Annotated in this window: 16 protein-coding genes; 8 read left to right on the top strand and 8 right to left on the bottom strand. The window is 60.5% G+C overall.

The genetic code is table 11. From position 1 onward, the window contains the following. The 4 genes from AC1D0I_RS22530 to AC1D0I_RS22515 form a co-directional block, all read right to left on the bottom strand. On the bottom strand, positions 1-836 hold an 836-nt coding region (locus tag AC1D0I_RS22530; RefSeq protein ID WP_477397801.1), incomplete at its 3' end, for a glycosyltransferase family 2 protein. A 125-nt stretch (positions 837-961) separates the two neighbouring features. Further along, the gene (locus AC1D0I_RS22525) at positions 962-2278 is read right to left on the bottom strand and encodes a polysaccharide pyruvyl transferase family protein (protein ID WP_477397799.1); all 1317 of its coding nucleotides are present in this window, start codon (positions 2276-2278) and stop codon (positions 962-964) included. 268 nt (positions 2279-2546) lie between these two features. Continuing rightward, positions 2547-3707 carry a glycosyltransferase gene (locus AC1D0I_RS22520; RefSeq protein WP_477397797.1) on the bottom strand — a complete coding sequence of 387 codons (1161 nt, stop codon included), beginning with the start codon at positions 3705-3707 and terminating at the stop codon, positions 2547-2549. Positions 3708-3746: 39 nt separating this feature from the next. Then, complete coding sequence (locus tag AC1D0I_RS22515; protein WP_477397795.1) at positions 3747-5024, bottom strand: glycosyltransferase family 4 protein; 1278 nt, start codon at positions 5022-5024, stop codon at positions 3747-3749. Positions 5025-5160: 136 nt separating this feature from the next. Here AC1D0I_RS22515 and AC1D0I_RS22510 point away from each other — a divergent pair, with 136 nt between their 5' ends. Then, positions 5161-6351 carry a glycosyltransferase family 4 protein gene (locus AC1D0I_RS22510; protein WP_477397793.1) on the top strand — a complete coding sequence of 397 codons (1191 nt, stop codon included), beginning with the start codon at positions 5161-5163 and terminating at the stop codon, positions 6349-6351. On the opposite strand, the gene AC1D0I_RS22505 is transcribed toward AC1D0I_RS22510, so the two are convergent. Then, positions 6344-7576 (bottom strand): glycosyltransferase, encoded by a 1233-nt coding sequence (locus AC1D0I_RS22505; RefSeq protein ID WP_457153831.1) that lies wholly within the window; start codon positions 7574-7576, stop codon positions 6344-6346. The genes AC1D0I_RS22510 and AC1D0I_RS22505 overlap by 8 nt on opposite strands. Positions 7577-7821: 245 nt before the next feature. Between AC1D0I_RS22505 and AC1D0I_RS22500 the strand changes: the two genes are divergently transcribed. The 3 genes from AC1D0I_RS22500 (at position 7822) to AC1D0I_RS22490 (ending at position 10504) form a co-directional block, all read left to right on the top strand. After that, positions 7822-8694 (top strand): glycosyltransferase family 2 protein, encoded by an 873-nt coding sequence (locus AC1D0I_RS22500; RefSeq protein ID WP_477226412.1) that lies wholly within the window; start codon positions 7822-7824, stop codon positions 8692-8694. Positions 8695-8708: 14 nt separating this feature from the next. Further along, complete coding sequence (locus AC1D0I_RS22495; protein WP_095080625.1) at positions 8709-10019, top strand: polysaccharide biosynthesis/export family protein; 1311 nt, start codon at positions 8709-8711, stop codon at positions 10017-10019. Between the two features lie 248 nt (positions 10020-10267). Next, on the top strand, positions 10268-10504 hold the full coding sequence (locus AC1D0I_RS22490) for a hypothetical protein (RefSeq protein WP_477225777.1): 237 nt from the start codon (positions 10268-10270) through the stop codon (positions 10502-10504). Between the two features lie 12 nt (positions 10505-10516). On the opposite strand, the gene AC1D0I_RS22485 is transcribed toward AC1D0I_RS22490, so the two are convergent. The 3 genes from AC1D0I_RS22485 to AC1D0I_RS22475 all read right to left on the bottom strand — a co-directional run bounded on the left by AC1D0I_RS22485 (position 10517) and on the right by AC1D0I_RS22475 (position 13858). Beyond that, the gene (locus tag AC1D0I_RS22485) at positions 10517-11311 is read right to left on the bottom strand and encodes a sugar transferase (protein ID WP_457155505.1); all 795 of its coding nucleotides are present in this window, start codon (positions 11309-11311) and stop codon (positions 10517-10519) included. Between the two features lie 121 nt (positions 11312-11432). Continuing rightward, positions 11433-13316 (bottom strand): GumC family protein, encoded by a 1884-nt coding sequence (locus AC1D0I_RS22480; protein ID WP_477225776.1) that lies wholly within the window; start codon positions 13314-13316, stop codon positions 11433-11435. Between the two features lie 206 nt (positions 13317-13522). Continuing rightward, positions 13523-13858: a hypothetical protein gene (locus AC1D0I_RS22475; RefSeq protein ID WP_457154860.1), complete on the bottom strand. Its 336-nt coding sequence runs from the start codon at positions 13856-13858 to the stop codon at positions 13523-13525. Between the two features lie 217 nt (positions 13859-14075). On the opposite strand from AC1D0I_RS22475, the gene AC1D0I_RS22470 reads away from it, so the two are divergent. From AC1D0I_RS22470 to AC1D0I_RS22455, 4 genes are all read left to right on the top strand, one after another. Further along, complete coding sequence (locus AC1D0I_RS22470; protein ID WP_477397791.1) at positions 14076-15596, top strand: phosphomannomutase/phosphoglucomutase; 1521 nt, start codon at positions 14076-14078, stop codon at positions 15594-15596. A 27-nt stretch (positions 15597-15623) separates the two neighbouring features. Beyond that, the gene (locus AC1D0I_RS22465) at positions 15624-17930 is read left to right on the top strand and encodes an AGE family epimerase/isomerase (RefSeq protein WP_477397789.1); all 2307 of its coding nucleotides are present in this window, start codon (positions 15624-15626) and stop codon (positions 17928-17930) included. 332 nt (positions 17931-18262) lie between these two features. Further along, the gene (locus tag AC1D0I_RS22460; protein WP_143748636.1) at positions 18263-18544 is read left to right on the top strand and encodes a hypothetical protein; all 282 of its coding nucleotides are present in this window, start codon (positions 18263-18265) and stop codon (positions 18542-18544) included. A 183-nt stretch (positions 18545-18727) separates the two neighbouring features. Further along, positions 18728-19447, top strand: coding sequence for a Crp/Fnr family transcriptional regulator (locus tag AC1D0I_RS22455; RefSeq protein WP_095080601.1), 720 nt, complete (start codon positions 18728-18730; stop codon positions 19445-19447). The last annotated feature ends 365 nt before the right edge of the window (positions 19448-19812 follow it).

Genomic DNA, 19812 nt, shown 5'->3' with positions numbered 1-19812 from the left:
GCTCGCTCACCGCGCGCGATGTGTGAAAGGCCGGACCAGTATGCGCGCTTTCCGAGGTTTCGGTAAACGCCCCTGCGCAACCGTTCCACCCCGGGCACGGAGGCTGCCTCGTGCGAGAAAAAACTATCGAAGGTGAGTTTCTTCTCGATCATGTCCCGCTTGAAGTCCTGCCAGAATATGGCGGATAGATTCGCGCCGTGTACGCGCCGTATTCCGTGGATCGCCTTTGTCAGCGCCGCTCTGCGGCCCAGTGACAGCCGCAGGAACATTTCCAAGTCCTCGCTGAACGATATCTCCGGCCTGAAATGGCCAACCCGTTTGAGGTCGGCGGTTCTCATCACCGCTGCGCCGCCTCCAAACAACACCTTGCTGGGAAGCGACCGTTCCAGGGCGAACGATTCCATGGACAGAAATCGCCAGTCATGTGCGTCTGAATTCTCCACGGCCGGGAAGGGCCGGTCCTCATGCCAAACCAGTTCGCCTCCACACGCAAAGGAAACATCGGGTTCTCGCTCAAGAACCGACAGGGCACGGTTAAAACAACCCTCGACGAGCAGATCGTCGGCACAAAGTATCACAAAATACTTCGAGATGGCCCAATCGATGCCCTCATTGCAGGATGCGTGCAACCCGAGATTTTCTTCGCGTGCGATAACCGTTATCCGCCTGTCATGGCTTGCCAGTTCATTTGCAACATCGACACTGTCGTCGGTTGACGCATTGTCAACGATCAGAATCCTGATGTCTTCTACTTGCTGGCGCACGATGCTCTGGACGGACTGAGGCAAGTAGCGCCCGTAGCAGTAATTTGGAATCACAACGTCGATTAGTGGCATTGATCAACCTTCACGAATTTGTTGAACGTGGGAGCATCTGCTCATCTGTTTCACCAAGACGGCGATCCGACCTTCGGTGTCGCTTTCATGGATTCTTGCGTCGTCCATGCCCGCCGCTCTCAGCTTCACGACAAGATCGGACGAGACACCGCATGGGCGAAAACTTGTGTTCGAAGAAGAACCTCCTGGTCCAAAAGTTGTTGCCGGTATCGCGAAACCGTTTCGCGAACTTCCTGCGCTCGCAATTCCCGCTCGGCAAGGAGTGCGTCCAGCCGCGACTCCAGCCATTCGACGCTGAAGGTTTCGACGCTGGTGCAAAAGGCCGATAGACCGGTGTCGGCAGCAAGTGCGTCGTGCTTTTCGAGGTATCCGAGAGATATGACAGGGAGCCCGACCCGCAGGGCGCAAACAACATTGTGAAATCGGGTGGCGACCACGACGTCGGTCGTCTGCATTTGCGCCATGACGTCGTGCAGCGATGCAGACCGACTGAAAACGACCCGGGCCAAATCAGCGTCGGACAGCCGGCCGCGGAGCCGCTCGATGACATCGACCACCGCAACCTCGTCATTATCCTGGCCCAGGATAAGTCGAATGGCGAAGCCCCGTGTCACGGTGCGTGCGACAAACTCCGCGAGCTTGGCAATGTACGTCTCATAGATCGAGTCATCTCCACCCGTGCGACCGCGGTAGTTCATCACGCCCACGCCAACAACAGTGGTCTCGGAGACCTCACGCTCGACGTTCAGGATTGGTAGTCCGAAAGCAAGATCGGGAAAAACCCGGTCGTTCGCAACATCAACCCCGAGGCTCCTGACGAATTCGCGTGAAATCCTGTCGCGAAACGAACGATATGACGCGCAGCGGGCAGCCCAGGCGAAGAACACGCGACTGAGGGGGTGGTAAGCAGGCCCGGCGCCGATGCTCGCAAATGCGACGACACAGCCTCTTAGCCGCGCCATCAGGAACCACTTGAGGAAAACGTAGGGCATTCCAAACGGAGTGTCGCCAAAATCATCGAACGCGCCAGTTCCGGGCAGTATGACAGCATCAAAGCCACGAAGTTTGCGGAAGGCGCGGACCGGTCCCCACATTTTGTAGGGCACTCGACCGAGCATGCGGTTCGCCAAGTCGAGCCAACGCGACTTGATGGCCGGCCGCGTCAATCTGATGGTCTCCACGCCGAAGGCTTTCTCGACGGATTCGGGCCATGTGCAAATCACGGAAAGTTCGGCCTCGGGGCAAATCCGCCTGAGCGTGTCGATCATTGCCTCGAGTGAGCCGTCATTGCCGAAGTTGCCGACGCCAAACTGCCCTAACAGGCCAATCCGAATTCGCTTGGTGTTTGGCACTGCATGCGCGTGGTCGTAGCCATTGACCCATCGATGCGATCGGAGCTGAGGCTCAAGCACGGTTTCAGTTTGCGTTTTTTGGGACTGCATAAGAACCCGTGGCTTTCAAGTGAGTGATTGAGTGCAGTGCACTATAGAACCACCTGTCCGTTTCTTCGCCTCAACCTATGGGCTGAAGAACACCTCTTTTTGGGTGTGTCAGCGCCTGCGGGTGGCCGGGTGTCCGGCAATCGAAGCCTTGTCCGGCGGCGCACCTTATGAGGCTGATCTGCGCCCAAAAAGCCGGTTGACCCGACCCGCTGCGGGATACCATCGCCGCAAAAATCCGTCAGCTATGCGAGCCATGCAAGGTAACGGGCTAGCCGAGCATTTCAGCCAATGGGCTTTGTGCTGCGTCGGCGATCAGCAAATCCCTCCATTGCTGGAGAAACCGATCCTTGGTTGCAGCTGACGCCGTGTTGCGCAGCGAGCGGCTTGTTTCCGCCTTCTCCGCAGGACTTCGGGAAAGTGCTTTTCGCATCGCTTCCGTGATCGCCGGCGGATCGTTCGGCGGCACCTGCAAGCATTGGCCTCCCACCGCCTCCACGAGCGCACTGTCCGCGGACACTATCGGCAGCAATCCCATGTAAGCCGCCTCCAGTGCCGGCATCCCGAAACCCTCGAGAAGGCTCGGCAGCACGAATGCCTCGGCGTTCGCATAGAGCCAGCGCAGCTGTGCATCGGGCACGTAGCCCATGAGCCTTACTCCGGCGATGGATCCCGCCAGTTCCGCGGTCTCTGCATGACCATCGCCACGCGACCCACACAAGACGTATTCTATTCCCTCACGATGGAACCCACCGTCCCGATACGCCTTCAGGGCGGCGATCTGGTTCTTGCGGGTTTCGAACGCGCCCACGGTAAGAAAATACCGACCGCTCAAGCCGGAGATTGCTTCCGCCGGGCCGTCAAACAGTTCGGTGCGCAGATACAGCGGGATTGTCGTCAGGAACCGGAAACCAGAGCCAAACAGAGACTTGAATTGCTGGGCAGAGAAATTGCTGACGAAGACGGCCCCCGGCTTGATGCGCCGGATCTTCTCGTAAGCGAGGTGGTAGTTGGCGCAAGTCCGTTCGCCGTAGAGGTCTTTGTGCGTCAGCGGACCGACATCGTGGCACAGGACGATATCATTCTCGGTCAGGCGTGACCTCAGGACGTAGAGCGGATCCAGAAACAGCCGGAAGCCACGCTCTTCGACGCCGTCACGGATCAGGAGAAACTCGCTGTCGCGGAGCCAGTTGATTTCCAGCATCATCAGCCGGGCGACTATCTTGCGGGCAAGACCCTCGGGCGCAAACGAACCGAGCCGCCAGTAGCGGACCTTGGCCTGGCCCGGGACAAATTCCCCGGTGAGGTCCTTGGCAATGTGGTAGGCGCCAGTCCTGTTCAGGATCGACAGGGAGTTGTCGAAAAGCAGAGTGCTGGCGGATGCCTGTCTGCTTGCGACGCGTAGGTCGTGCGGGTCGGGCCGCTCGTTCATCGTGCTCTCCTGGAGATCAATCCTTGCACTGGCTGCCGGTCAACTGCCGTACTCCCCGAAATCGGCGTCGACCTGAACCATGAGTTCGAGGTATTTCCACGCTATCCACCGCCAGGAATAACTGCTCGCCCGCGCGTGCCCCTTGGTGACCAGCCGTTGCCGCAAGTCCGGGGAAAGCATCAGCAGGCGGATGGCTTCGGCCCATGACTGGACGTCGTCGGGATCGGCATAGAGGGCCGAATCCCCGCAGATTTCGGGAAGACACGGCGAGGTCGAGGCCACGACCGGGCAGCCCGAAGCCATCGCCTCGACAGCGGGCAGCCCGAAGCCCTCGATCCGTGACGGGAACAGGAAGCACAGGGCGCCTTCGAGCGCCTTCTTGAAGTCGTCATCCCCTATGCGGCCAGGGAGGACGATGTTTCCGGGCATTTCCGGGACGTACCTCAGGACCGTGGTCTCGTCGACATCGCCTGGCATCCAGAGGTCGAGACCCATCCCGTCGAGGAGTGGGGCCAGCCTGGCGAGAAGCCCCATGTTCTTGTATTCCTGGTCCCGCCTGCCAAGGCAAAGGACATACGGCCTGCCCCGGTCGACGACCAGAGACGATCTCGCTGCATCCCATCTCTTCGCATGGTCGCTGCCGTTGTAGGTGACGACGATGTTTTGCTGTGGCGCGATCCCGAAATCGACCAGATGGCTGCGCGAGAGTTGCGAGACCGTGGTGATGCGGGCGGCCCGCCGCCCAAGTGCCGGCAGGATCAGGCGGTGCGCCCACCGGAACCCCCGCGCGTAGCTCGACGGCATGAGCCTGGTGTGCATGTCGTGGATGCACGCGATCTGGCGCCTCAGCACGACCGGAGCAAGGTTGCAGAAACTCAGCAATCCTCCGGGCACATGCCAGGGCAACTGCGCCTGCACCCAGAATTGGGGAAGTCGCGGCCTGTTGAATTCGGGAACGACACGCACGGAGATGGCATCGAGGCGGAGAGGTTCGGAAAGCGGGCGCGGCACCACGAGATCAATTTCCAGGTCGCGACCGAGGGGATGCCCTTCCGAAATGAGGGCGTCGAGAGCCAAGGTGACCTCGCGGGCGTAGCGGGCCACTCCAGTCGGCCGAAGCGTCGTGAAGTCTCCGTTTATCGTCCAGCGTCGTCTCGGCGCTTCCGGGTCCACGCACACCCCAGCCGAATGCCCGATCAGGAATTCGGCGCCGTCGGCAGCAGATCTGGCCAGGGGTGCGTCGGCTCGGTGTCCATTCACCGGTCTGGCCCGTCTTGGTGGCGGCGACTCCGTCGTGTCGAACTCGAGTTTGCCCATGTCCCCCTTCCCCGGTCCTTCCCGCACCTTGGACCAGACTAGCATCCCCGGGGGCACCAAGGCCCTCAAACGTTTGAGGTAGGCACGCTGTCCGACCTCGCCTATCCGGATGATTGCCGCTTAGTCGGATGACCCGATGGCCATGGTGACCTGGCGTCTTTGCGGCTCCACATTGAAGGTTTCAAAGGGGGACGACATGGCGCGGCGTTGGACCATCAATGGGCGTTTTCTTTCCCAACCGACAACAGGTGTCCAGCGTTATGCGCGCGAGGTCGTTCACTCTCTCGACGCCTTGATCGCGGAACAGGAGCCGCTCGCCCGCGGCCTCGAACTCAGTCTGCACTGTCCGCCCGGGTCCGGGGACATCCCCCTGGCTTTCATCGAACGTCGCGAGATCGGCCGCACGAGCGGGCATGTCTGGGAGCAGGTGCAGCTCCCCTCGTCCCTCGATGGCAGCGGACTGCTCAGCCTCTGCAACACCGGGCCGCTGCTTTCCCGCAAGCATATCGTCTGCATCCATGATGCAAATGTCTGGAACGCCCCGCAGAGCTACTCCCTTGCCTTCAGGCTTCTCTACAGGAACCTGTTGCCCGGCCTCGGCAAGACGGCGTGCGGAATTTCTACAGTTTCCAACTACTCCCTGGATGAACTGGTTCGCCGCGGCGTCATCCCGGCAGGACGGGCTTTCGTCGCGCCGAACGGCCATGAGCATGCCTTGCGATGGAAGCCTGAACACTCGGCACAGACACGGCTGGCGGCCTCGCGGGAAACCGTTGTCCTGATCGGCAGTGCCGCGCCCCACAAGAATGTGGATCTCCTCCTGAACATGGCTGATCGTCTTGGCGAGGCCGGCCTCAGAATAGCGATCGTCGGCATGTCGGATTCGCGCGTCTTCAGGTCAGGGACGGCCAGGACCGAAGCTCGAAACATCCACTGGCTCGGCCGCGTTTCCGATGGCGAATTGGCGGCCCTGCTCAGGGACTCGCTATGCCTGGCTTTCCCCTCGCTCACCGAGGGCTTCGGTCTCCCGGCCCTTGAGGCGATGGCCGTCGGCTGCCCCGTGGTGGTTTCCGACCGCGCCAGCCTGCCTGAAGTCTGCGGCGGCGCAGCGCTGTTTGCACCGCCCGACGACCCGAACGCATGGTTCGACAGTTTCGCGCAGCTTCGCGGTTCCCAGGCCTTGCGACTGCAGATGATAGGCAAGGGAAGGGCGAGAGCCTCGGCATACAGCTGGAGGGCGACGGCCTTGCGTTATCTCAAGGCGATGGCGGCCGCGGACGGCGTCGATGCGGAAGCGAAGATCGTCAGGGCTCGCGAATTCACATGATCTCGTGAAGTGCCTGGACGGCCCCGAGTGATTCCAGGATCGCGCGGTCGAAGTTCTCCTCGGAAAAGCGTCCGGCATTCCTGGCGCAAGCGCGGGGTGTGATGGCATGGCTGTTCGCTTCGAACCGTTCGACGGCCTCCTTGAGGTGCTCGACGGTCTGAGCCTTGAACAGGACCCCTGTCGGCTCGGGGGATGATCCCAGGCGCTGTACGATGTCGACGGCCCCGCCGCGGCCGAAGGCGACCAGCGGCGTCCCACAGGCCTGCGCCTCGGCCAGCGCTATGCCGAAATCCTCGCAGCCTGCAAAGACCATCGCCTTCGCCCGCGCCAGGGTGTCCACATAGTCTTTCCGGGGCAGGTAACCCGAGAAGGTGATGTTGGGACCAGCAAGCGCCCGCAAGCTGGCTGATTGCTGTCCTTCGCCAACGATGACCAGTCGCCGCGACGGCATCTCGTTGAAGGCCCGGATGACGAGGTCGGTGCGCTTGTAAGGGGCGAGGAAGGACGCCGAAACGTAGTAATCGTCCTTGTCCTCCACACAAGGCAGTTCCCCCAGTGAGACCGGCGGGAAAACGACGCGCGCCGCGCGCCCGTAAATATGCTGGATTCGGGAGCGGACATAGTTCGAATTCGCCAGCATCAGGTCCGGACCGTGCGCGGTTCTCGTGTCCCACGTCCTCAGGCGATGCAGCATGTACCGATAGAGCATTCCCTTGGGCCCGAAGCCAAGCCGCCCTTGCTGAAGATACGAAAACTGCTCGTCCCAGGCGTAGCGAACGGGGCTGTGCACATAGCATAGATGCGGCTGGTCCGGCCTGGTGATCACGCCGCGCGAAAATGCGGCCGAAGACGAGATCACCGCATCGTAGCCTGTCACGTCGAACTGTTCGATCAGGAAGGGACAAAAGAAGAAGAGTGATCGATAGAATTTCTGGACCATCGGGATCCGGTTGGCCGCGGAGGTATGGAATTCCACGTCGTGGAAATATTGCTCCTTCACCTCGGGCGGCAGGAAATCGAAAAGCGTGAAGACTTCGGCATTGGGGAACTGCTTGCAGATTTGCGCCAGAACCCGTTCCCCTCCCCGGAAATTCGGACACCAGTCATGAACGACCGCTATCTTCGCATACCTGTCGACGGCAGGCCCCGGTGCGGCCGGGAACTCCTCGATGGGCACATCGACCTTGGCCGCGACCGCCAAATCGGAAGAGCGTTCGTGGAGCATGGTTCCCCCTAGCCTCGTCAGGCCAGCAGTCTCCATTCCATCTTGTTGCCCCGGCAAGTTGTACGATCGGTTACAGGCTGTTCCGGACGCATGCCTATCTAATACTTATGGCTGTGGGTCGTTTACAGGGATACTCCGAAAGCCTGTGTCCGGGGGTAGGCCAAGCTGCTTCCGTCACCTTTTATGCAGGCTGTTTCGGTCCCCTCGTCGGTCTAGGTTCGGCGGGAACCGAAACTGGATCGAGCATGAGACTCGCAGTGATAATCCCGACCCTTGGCCGCCGCGGACAGGTCGCGCGCCTGCTTCGGTATTTGGGTGACCAGACGAGACTTCCTGACGAGGTCATCGTGTCTGCGCCCGACGCCACGCATGTCGAACTGCCGGAAGATTGTCCTTTCCCCTTGTCGCTCGTTTTCGGACCGATGGGATCGTCTGCCCAGCGGAACACGGCTCTCGTACCTTCCCTGGCGCGCTTCGACATCATCACATTCTTCGACGACGATTTCGTTCCGTCCACCGAATACCTGGCGCAGGTCGAGAAAGCTTTCGTGGAAAATGACGGATGGGCGGTGGTGATGGGCATGGTCGTCAGGGACGGGGCCACGAATGCCGGCCTCACCTGGGAAGATGCCGAAGCCGCCTTGCGGGAAGCCCGCGGCAAAAAACATGATGGGCCACCGGTGGTCGATCATGTCGGTGCGTACGGATGCAACATGTCCTTCCGGTCCTCGTTTGTCGGAGATTTGCGCTTCGACGAGCGCCTGGTCCTGTACGGCTGGCAGGAAGACATCGACTTCACCAGCCAAATGAGATCCAAAGGTCGCGTGGTCTGCGTCACTGAAATCACGGGCGTCCACCTCGGTATCAAGTCAGGCCGGGTCAGCGGAAAGCGGTTCGGCTATTCCCAGGTTGCGAATGCGATCTACCTGATCAGGAAGGGCTCCGTTCCGGCCTCTTTCGCGCTTCCCCTGATGTTCAGGAATATTGCAGCCAACCTCGCAAAGAGCCTGCGGCCCGAGCCGTATATCGATCGCAGGGGCAGGCTCAGGGGCAACATGCTGGCGATCCTGCACATCGCCATGGGACGAATCGAACCCGAATACATCCTGAAAATCTGACGGCGGGAAAGACAATGCGGAAATGGCTCTTGACGGTGGCGGCGGCTTCATTGGCGGCAGCAGCTGCCTGCCCCTTGCCGACGATGGCTGCCGAGTATCTCCTCGGACCCCAGGACAAGGTCAGGCTCAAGGTTTACGAATGGCGCGCATCACGCGACGTGATCTTCGAATGGACCGCTCTCAACGACAGCTTCGTTGTCGGTGCCGACGGCACGCTCTTCCTTCCATTCGTCGGCCAGATACGAGCGCAAGGCACCGCCCCCGGCGACCTCGCCCGTGCGATCGGCGACCGCCTGATGCAGCAGATGGGACTCGGCCGCCAGCCGGATGTCGCCGTCGAGATTGTCCAGTACAGGCCGTTCTACATCGTCGGCTACGTCACGCAGCCCGGCGAGTTTCCCTTCAGGCCCGGACTGACGGTCTTGCAGGCGATGGGAATCGCCGGCGGCCTGCGAACACGCGAGGAGGACATGTCGAGGCTCGAGCGTGAAGTCATCGCGGGCCAGGGCGACGTGGGTCTGTTGGCGCTGAGCAACGTCAGTCTGCTCGCCCGCAAAGCGCGGCTGGAATCGGAACTGGCTGGCAGCGACGACATCGCCTTCCCTGCGCAACTGATGGACAGAGCTTCGAACGAGACGGTCGCGGTTGCGATGGAGCAGGAGCGCAAGATCTTCGCTGTCCGCAAGGACGCGATGGCGACACAACTCCGTGCGCTCCGCGAACTCAAGGATTTCCTCGAAAAGGAACTGACCTCGCTCGGCCAGCAGATGGCCTTCCACGACCAACAGATCGAACTCATCCAGAAGGAACTCGCGGGTGTTTCGGCCCTTGTCCAGAAGGGGTTGGCGGTTGCACCGCGGGAACTCTCTCTACAGGGAACGGTCGCACAGATGCAGAGCGACAGGTTGGTTGCCGAGACCTCGCTTTTGCGAGTCAGGCAGGAGATAAGCAAGACCGACATCGAGATCCTCAACCTCGCCAATAGCCAAGCCAGCGAAGTCGCCGCTTCCTTGCGCGAGACGCAGTTGCAGCTCAACGAAGTGACCAGCAAGGCCAACACCGCGGTGCAGTTACTGCACGATACCGAGGTCACGGCACCTGCTCTGCTCGCCCTTAGAGAGCGCGGCGAACGGGCCAAGCCGATCTTCAAGATCGTGAGGATGACGGACAGCGGCTCGCAAGAGCTCACGGCTGAGGAAACCACGCCGATCGAGCCAGGCGATACCGTGAAGATCGATATCCCCCCGCCGCCGTCCGGCTTGGCCGCCCTCCCTGCAGGCGGCAGCGTGCAGGCAGAGACGCTCCCGATTCAGGGCACCAACTGATCAAACTTGCATGGTTCAGTGAGGTCCTCACCCGTCGCACCCATTGGCGTGCGCTTCGGCTGGAAGCCGCCTGGAAGCACGAAGAACAAGGGCGCAAGAAAACTGGGGGCTATGCCTAACCGGATCGTCTGCGCAATACCCTGGCACTTGCCATGCACTTTGAGGCCGCATATCAGTGAGCACACGCTGACGAAACCTTCCCTGCCGCAGTGAGTCGATCAGTGCTGCGGGTATCACTGGAGATTTCGGTGCTCATGAGTGTCGTGGCTGTATCGGCGGGGGGCGTTCTGTTGGGACTGCGGTTCAAGGCTCCCGCCCTGATCGCGGCTACCGCACTGCTTGTGATCGGAAGCTTTGCCTGGAATGGCCTTGGGTTGCCCGGCCATGTGACCGTCACCAAATTCCTGATCCTGGCATTCGTATTGGCTTGCGCCTACATCGTCGGCCTGTCGCTGTCCGTCCACTGGAAGCGGACGGAAGGGTGAGCGGTCGGGACTTCAGGCAGCCCTGTCGAAGCGCATCACTGCGAAAATCGTCCTGAACAAGATCACGATGTCGAGCCAGATCGACCAATTCCGCACATACTGGCTGTCGAGCGCCACGCGGTTGGCGTAGTCCATGCTGCTTCTTCCGCTCACCTGCCAGAGACCGGTGAGTCCCGGCCTTGTCCGAAGGTATTCCCCCAGGTGGTCGCCGTAGCGTATGAGTTCGTCCTTTACGATGGGCCTTGGGCCCACGCAGCTCATGTCGCCACGGATGATGTTGAAGAGCTGGGGGAGTTCGTCGAGGCTCGACTTGCGCAGCATCCACCCAAGCAGCGTGACGCGAGGGTCGTTCCTGATCTTGTGGGTCTCTTCCCACTCCTTGCAGACATGCGGGTTGGCTTCGAGATATGCTTTCAGAACTTCTTCCGAATTGGCAACCATCGAGCGGAACTTATAGCAATCGAATGGCTTTCCCCCGAACCCGATACGGCTGTGCGAGAACACTGCCGGGCCTCCTGCCGTGATCCTGATCAGCAGGGCAACGACGATCATCACAGGCGCAGCCATGACAAGCGCCGTGCCCGCTATGACCAGATCCATGAGCCGCTTCAGGAGACCTCCGATGGGAGGGTTCGTCGTTCCCGTCCTGATGGCGGGCGACAGGTCTGTCAATACTGCCCCGGCACTGTTGTGGTCGGGCGCAGGAACAACGTGCAGGACTGCCGTTCGGCTGTCAGCCGCCACGGGAAGAGGCGGCTGAACCCAGATCGGGGTTCCCTGATGCGACTCGAAGGTGTTTGTTGACATGGGACGGTTGCTGTTCGAATTGTTCCGATCACTCTTCCAAGGTCGGGGCTTGTCGGCAAGAAAGGCAAAGGAGGTAGCGTGACGCTCCAGGGCTACCCCCTAATCCCAAGGAATGATCCCCCTACACGCTTTTGCGACCTCCGAGGGAGGAATGTCTCGCCACCAGTTTCATGCGGGGCTTGGACTTCATCGCGCGGGCCTTCGTCAGGAGCACGCCCAGGATGGGCGTCCTGCTGGCCTGCAGCGTCCTGACGAGTTCCCGCAACGTTTGGACGTGTGTCTTGCCCCACTGGGCAACGACGACGACGCCATCCAGGACGGATCCGACAATCAATTCGTCGGCTCCCGAGGCAAGCGTCGGCAGGTCCAGGATGACAATGTCGTAGGCAGCAAGTTCGTAGGCGGCAAGGTCGCGAGCGGTCAGATCCAGGAGGAACGCCTCCATGTTGCTTGGTGACAGCAGGTGCCTGGCGTCCACCACCGAACTTGGAAGCAAGTCGAACGGCCGCCCAGGAGCGCGGACGATATTAAGCCGGACGGGGTCCTGGCACGGTTTGTCGAGGGCGCCCGACGGGCCGAGCAGCCGCGTAGTCAGTGTCGGTCGCCTGATGTCGGCGTCAATTACCAGCGTCTTCAGCCCGGACATCGAATACAGCGTGGCAAGATTGCTGGCGACTGAGCTCTTCGAACTGTCGTTGGATACAGCCGTCAGCCCAAGCAACTTGATCGGGCGGCTGGTTTCCGCAAGGCTGATTTCGGTTCGCACTTTCCTGAGACTGTGGCTGTATCTGGAGTGCGGATATCTTGCGACTTCGTCGAGGTGGCCGGATTCCCTTCTCTTGGTGGTGGGCGGCAGCTCTCCGACGCATTCGACACCCAAATTCTCCCGGATGAGTCGTGCTGACCTGATGGTCCAGTCGAACGTATGCCTCACAAACGAAAGTCCGATGCCGAAAATGAGGCCGGCAACCGCCGCGAAGGCCAGCATCAGCTTCGGCCTTGGAGTGCTCGGATAGAGCGGCGCCGTCGCAGCTGTGATCACCCTTGCGTCGGCGACCGGGTACGACTGCTGGCTTACCGAGTTGGTGTAGGCCTGCAGGAAGCTCTCGTACATCTTCTGGTAGGTTTCAGCAGTCACCTCGAGTTCTTCGAGCGTCGGCACTGCGTTCGCCCCACCTTCGTCCGTGGCTTCACCGCCGACGCTGTAGTCGTGCCGTGACCGGAACTCTTGCGCCTTCGCCATGGCCTCGTTCATCTGGGTGCGCAGTTGCTTAAGGCGCATCTCGAGCCACGCGCCGCCTTCCCTTGCCGCGTCGGCCTTGGTTTCGATCTGCTCACGCACGAAGGCATCGGCCGTGGCGTTCGCAACCTTGGCTGCACCTTCGGCATCGAGAGAGGTGAAGGATATGTCTATCGCGTAGGAAACGCCGACTCTGCGGACGTCGAGGCCGTTGCGGAAAATCAACATGCTGCGCCGGGACTTTTGGTAATCGGTCAGCGTCACGGGTGTTTCAGGCACGCCTTGGCCAAAATGCTGCGCAAGCGACGTCAGCCAGGCGCTCTTCCTAAGCTCGGAAGCATCGAGCAGGACTGATCCTATCTTCTTGAATCTCTCCCGCAAAGTCGGAGTCTGCGGACGGTTGAACTGGGGGTCGTCGACGAGTTTCAACTGGTCGAGGACCATCGCGGCGATCTTTTCCGACTGCATCACTGCTATCTGGCTTTCCACCTGGGCGGTGTCCAACGACAGATCTACTTCGCCACCCTCCTGCAAGTGTTGTGGCAATTTCGGCTCGATCAGAATCTGCGCGCTGGCGATGAAAGTTGGGTCGGTGGTCGAATTGTAGAACCCGGCCACCAAGAGAGCCGCAGCAAGGCAGGCGAAGATGGTTCCAACGTAGTGCCGCAGAAATTCGGTTATGTCGGAGAGGCCAATAAACTCCTGACTGACGGAAGCCTGCTGGTCCGCTGCCGGAGGCCATTGATTGGGAAACATGCGGTTCATTCAAATTCTCCTGCAGGCGTGCGGGAAATCCTGCGCGCACGCCGTCCCCATGCAGGCGGTTCCCATGCAGGCGGTCCCCATGCTGGCGGTCGATGACATTCAGCCGATGTTTTCATTGAAAGCTGAGGCCCCTCGATCCCAGACTTGCCGCGAAAAGATTACGCCTGCGTCAGGGAAGGTTAAACGCCGCCAATTGGCGTAGGGACCTACGCCCTATGGGAAGGGAGAATGCCCGGCAGCCCTGCTCTGGTCCTGTCGACAAAAGACTTCTGCTGTTCCAGCAAGGCCTGCCGTCCGCGGCTGAGTGCCAGGTCGCGCGCAAGGGAATCGATCCGCTCGGATATGCATTCGGGGCTCTCGCCATTTTCCATGGCCTCCAAAGCGAACGCGGCGCAGTCCGTCATCCTTTCCACGGACGGACGCAGTGCCGCGGATTCCCTTTCGATTTCCACTTGAATGAGCTCGAGAAGCCGAGCCAGGCGACCGAACCGCCTTTCGTCGACATCCTCACGGAACGGGTACTTGAATGCGGTCAGCGGCATCTTGCAGCCCACCTTTCTCGTCGGCGCCCGAGCAGGACGCACCTTATAGAATACAAGACCCCATTGCCTGGACGAGACATCCTTTCGGCCGTCGGCGGTCATGCTCCTATTGGATGAGGGGGTGCAAACCAGCGCGTTAGGGCTACTCGAATTCATGAAGGGGGCTGCGTCCGGCAGCGTGCTAGGACTATTCGCCTGTAACTGCTGAGCGGAAACCGTGACCGTGACCATAGTCGGCCAAGCCAGGCCAAACACATTCGCCTTCGAAACCAGCGCCCTGGTCAAAGCCACTGGCTTCCGGGAATACGACGCGCGCTGGTGGTTCGGGCAGCCAGGTTCGGACAAAGAACCCGAACTCAATCTGATGGGCGTGCAGGCGATCGGCATGGGGCTCGGCACCCTGATCCGCCGAATGGGCGTTGGCCCGGACATCGTCACTGGCCATGATTTCCGCAGCTATTCCATGGCGATCAAGATGGCGCTGGTCTCCGGCCTGATGGCGGCCGGCGCGCGCGTCAAGGACATCGGCCTGGCACTTTCTCCCACCGCTTATTTCGCCCAGTTCGCGCTCGACGCTCCGTCGGTGGCCATGGTGACGGCCTCCCACAACGAGAACGGCTGGACCGGCGTGAAGATGGGAGCGCAGAGGCCTCTGACATTCGGGCCTGATGAGATGACCGCTTTGAAAGCGGTCGTGCTGGACGGCGATTTCGATCTCATAGGCGGGGGAAGCTATGAATTCGTGTCCGGATTTCGCGAGAGATACATCGAAGACCTGACTGCCGGAAGGAACCTCGGTCGAAAGCTGAAGGTGGTGGCGGCCTGCGGCAACGGAACCGCCGGTGCTTTTGCACCGCAGGTTCTGGAAGGCATCGGCTGCGAAGTCATCCCGCTGGACGTCGAGCTCGACCACACGTTTCCGCGTTACAACCCCAATCCCGAAGACATGCAGATGCTGCACGCGATCCGGGACAAGGTTCTGGAGACGGGTGCCGATGTCGGGCTCGGCTTCGACGGCGACGGCGACCGCTGCGGCGTGGTCGACAACGAAGGCAACGAGATTTTCGCAGACAAGGTCGGCGTCATGCTGGCGCGAGACATCTCCGGCCTGCACCCGAAATCCGCCTTCGTCGTGGACGTCAAGTCGACGGGCCTTTTCATGACAGATCCCGTCCTCCTGCAGAACGGTGCAAGGACGGATTACTGGAAGACCGGGCACTCCTACATCAAGAGGCGCGTTGCCGAACTCAATGCCATCGCTGGTTTCGAGAAGTCGGGGCATTTCTTCTTCAACCCGCCGATTGGACGCGGCTACGACGACGGTCTGCTGACCGCGATCGCCGTCTGCGAGATGCTCGACCGCAACCAGGGTAAGACACTTGCCGACCTTTACCGCGATCTGCCGCTGACCTTCGGCACCCCGACCATGTCGCCCCACTGCCCGGACGAGGTGAAATACGGCGTGGTCGCGAAAGTTGTCGGGGAATTCACGAAAATGAAGGGGGACGGGATCGAGTTCGCTGGCCAGCCGCTGGCCAATCTCGTCACCGTGAATGGGGTGCGTGTGGTTGCCCAGGACGGCACATGGGGTCTGGTCAGGGCTTCGTCGAACAAACCGGAGATTGTCGTCGTGGTGGAAAGCCCCGTCTCGTCGGAACGACGCCGCGAGATGTTCGAGGCTCTCGATGCGGTACTGCGCCGCAATCCAGAGGTCGGAGCCTACAACCAGACATTCTGATGGGAATTGGCTGAGAGGAATTGGACCATGCCGGACCGGATCGTAAGCTTCGTCATGAGCGGGGGCGTCGGCTCACGGCTGTGGCCGCTTTCGCGCGAAGACAATCCCAAGCAATTCCACGACCTTTCGGGCGACGGCTCCATGCTTGCGAAGACTGTTCGACGCCTCAAGGCGCGGCCGGACGGTGAGACACCGATCTACCTGATAGCGTCCGAACGGCATGCCGACCGCGTCATCTCGGACATTGCTCCGCTCGGCCTGAACGGCGGCAGACCGATCTTCGAGCCGGTCGGCCGCAATACCGCCGCCGCGGTCGCCATTGCCACCCTGCAGACGATCTCCGAACATGGCGCCGACGCGCTGGTACTCGTGGTCCCGTCCGACCATCAGATATCGACCGAAGCGCAATTCTGGGAAACCGTCGAGGCGGGCGTGCCTGCCGCCGATGCAGGAAGTATCATCGTGTTCGGCATCAAGCCGACGCATCCCGAAACCGGATATGGCTACATCGAGGCCACGGCAAATGGTGACCGAGTAGCCTCGGTTTCACGCTTTGTCGAAAAGCCAGACGCCGAAACGGCACGCCAATACCTGGCGTCGGGACGATTCTACTGGAACGCGGGCATCTTCCTTTTCCGTGCCGACACCATGCGCAAGGCCTTTCTCGATTTCCAGCCGGACATCTGGGAGACTGCGGAACGGGCCTACAAGACAGCGCGGACCGAGGTCTCGGGTCTGTACCTGCCACAGGGCTTCTACCTGGCTGTCCCCTCGACGTCGATCGACTACGCGATCATGGAGCATGCGGGCGACATCGCGATGGTCACGGCTTCCTTCCGCTGGAACGACCTTGGATCGTGGCAATCGCTGCTGGAAGCCAGCCCTACCGACGGCGACGGCAATGTCGTCATGGGGGACATCGTCGCCATGGATTGCGGCAACTCCTACCTCAGAAGCCAGGGCAGGCTGCTGACCGTCGTCGGAATGAAGGATGTAGCGATAGTGGCGACGCCGGACGCGGTGTTCGTCGCCCCCGTCAGCCACAGCCAGCACGTGAAGAAAGTCGTCGAACAGCTGGAGAAGAGCGGACGCCTCGAAACGAAATTCACCGCCTCGGAAGACCGGGTCATCATCAGCGGCTCATGGCGCAAGCGTGTCGAACACTGGCTCTTCGAAGAAACCCTGCCATTGTGGTCCACTGCCGGTGTCGACGATGTATATGGCGGCTTCCACGAGGCTCTCGGCTTCGATGCGAGGCCATTGGGCAAACCCAAGCGCATGCGGACGATGGCTCGCCAAATCTATGCTTTCGCGGTGGCCAAGGAACGCGGCTGGACTGGACCGGCCGACAAACTCATCGACCACGGTATCGACTTCATCGCAAAATACGGCCGCACCGACCGTGGCGGCTGGGTGCGCACGCTCAATGCCAACGGCAGCGTCGCTGACCCGACCGAGGACGCCTACGATCATTCCTGCGTGCTCCTGGCGCTGGCTCATGCTCATCGATGCGGCCATCAGGACGCCCTGCGGCTTGCACAACAGACATTTCATTTCGTCGACACCCATCTCGAGGACGACAGCCTGTCCGGGTTCCTCGAGAGCCCCGGCTCCAACGGGGCCCGGTCTTCGAACCCGCACATGCACATGCTGGAATCCTTTCTTGCCTGGTACGGCGTCACCGGCGACCGTGCCTATCTGCGACGGGCGGCACGCGTCATCGATCTCTTCCGGTGCCATTTCTTCGACCAGGAAAGCTGGACGCTTGGGGAATATTTCGACGCCGATTGGCTGCCCTTGCCGGGAGACAAAGGACAATGGACCGAACCAGGGCATCATTTCGAATGGGCCTCGCTCCTTGTCGAGTTCGCGCGGGCGAGCGGGCAAAAAGACCTGGTCGCCTACGCCAGGAAGCTCTATTCATCGGCGGTCGCCAGTGGATTGAACCGAGCCACGGGTCTGGCTTACGCAGCCGTATCGCGGCAGGGAATGCCTCTCGACCGGTTCTCCCGCAGCTGGCCGCAATGCGAAGCCGTCAAGGCAGCCGCCGCCCTGGACGGCATTGGCGGGCCTGATCTGAAACCCGAGATCGAAGCTCGCGTCGCGCGCCTGTTCAGATGGCATATCGATCCCGCACCGCTTGGCTTGTGGGTCGACAGGATCGACGAGCGCGGAAGATCCGTGGCGACGGAAGTCCCGGCAAGCATCTTCTACCATCTGGTGACGGCGTTGATGCAGTATCTGGACAAGACCGGTGGACAGGTCGAACCTTTCCCGCTTCCAGCTTTGGATGTGGGCAAGACAGGTCTGAAGCAGGTCCTCAGCCGCCGCTAATGCGCCGATCCTGGGATACGATGTTCGTGCCACTGTGGTCGTATACGGCGAACCTGAGCGACGCCAATCCAAAGAGGCTACGAGCAGCTATGCTTTCTCCTGCGTCGGCTTGTAACCACGGTAGCCCAGAGGTGGTAGGGAGGTAGTAACTACGGCTAATTCGGTATCCCGTGCCTCTGTGTCGTGGCTGCAAACCGGGATAGTATGCTTACAGGATGCCTCAAAGAGAGGCATTGAGCGACCTCTTCCGATCTTGGAGTTGCGGCAAACTCGTCGAGGCGTTGTAATTTTGAGCCTATGAACCTTCATGTCCGAACGGTTGAGACGCAACTATGGCAAAAAAAAAAGCGCGTGCCAGGGCCAGCGGTGACCTCCTAAAACTGCTTGCTACCAGGCCGAGAGCGGTGGCGCTTGCCGCGCTGCACGTGAGTGAATCCGTGCTGCTGGAACTCGAAGCATCCGAGCTGTTGTCAGCGGCCGAGATCAGAGGATTGCTGAAGGACGCGTCGACGACGTTACGAAATGCCGCCGATCAGGTCGACAATCGCAGCTGTCTCATTGCCAGCGAAATCGTCGACTCCATGCGGGAAAGTTTCAAGAGAAACAAAACCTAGTCCTGCCGCCACATGCCAATTTCGAAGCGTGCCGGTGGCGAGCCGGTGGAACCTGCGCATTTTCATCGAAAAGCGCCGTCGCTACACCGATCGATAGTTTGCCATCAACGGATACTCATCACATCAAATTTGATGTACATTCCATCAGAGGGAGGTACTTTGGGGCATTGGGCGGGGCTATAGATGACGTACGCTTCACATCCTTTTTCGCGCGGGAATGAAAATCGTCCATCGTATGTCGGACTTAACGACGACGATGCRGCGCTTATCAAGACGTTGGGATTCACGCCGAAGCGCTATCTGGCGGAGACGGTCATCGTCAATCAGGGCGAGGACAGCGATCGCATGTTCATAGTCGAGTCGGGCTGGGGCTGTAGATCCCATGAACTCGCCGGCGGGCAGCGACAGATCCTGGATTTTGCACTGAGAGGCGATATCGTCCTGCCTCAATCGTACTCGGGCAGCGCTCTTGAAACGTTCGTGGCTCAAACTGAACTTACGGTGCTGGTGGCTTCGACCAAGACATTTACCCTTGCTGCCATGCAATCGCCCCATCTCTTCTCCCTTGTTCTCGAAACCCTCGTGCACAACGGAGCGGTTATCGCTCAACATCTCACCAATGTAGGACGACGCAGCGCATTGGCGCGGACAGCGCATCTCTTCCTCGAACTGAAGGCGCGTCTGGAACGGACCGGCTCTGTTACCCAGAACAGCTTTGAATGCCCTCTCACCCAGTACGATCTCGCTGACGCTCTCGGCCTCACTCCAATTCATGTCAATCGAATGCTGCGGGAATTGCGCGAGCGCAAGTTTCTCGAATTCCGCCAAGGCCAGGTGCGCGTACTCGATCAACCAGGCCTGACGAAGTTTGCTGGGTTCGAGCACGAATATATCGAAAGCTAGGTCGTATCGGCATACGACTCCTCGTCCCTCGAAGTCTCCCGTCGAGGAGTCAAGTGTCAGGGATAGCGGGCGGCAAACCGCCATGTGTGCGTCGGCGGGGTCCATCGGTGTCCGGCCCTGCTTCCGCGATAACACCATAGGCGCCAGCGGTCCGTCTGTTAGATTGTTCGGGTGGCGGACCTGTTCCGCCTGGCCGGCGCCTTTACCCCAACCAGGCCCCCCGCCCAACAGGTGCCGGCCATTTTCAGTTTTCGCTTCTTTGGCGTGATCAGTCGATCCGCACCTTGTCTCCGATCTCTCTGGCGAGATAAAAAGCCTTCGCCTGTCCTTCGTCGGCTCCTCGAACACGCTCACGATGCAGGTCG

It is taken from the genome of Mesorhizobium sp. P2_D1, assembly GCF_056404455.1.
Note: the sequence above shows the minus strand (reverse complement) of the source record. Positions and strands in the feature narration are given on the sequence as shown.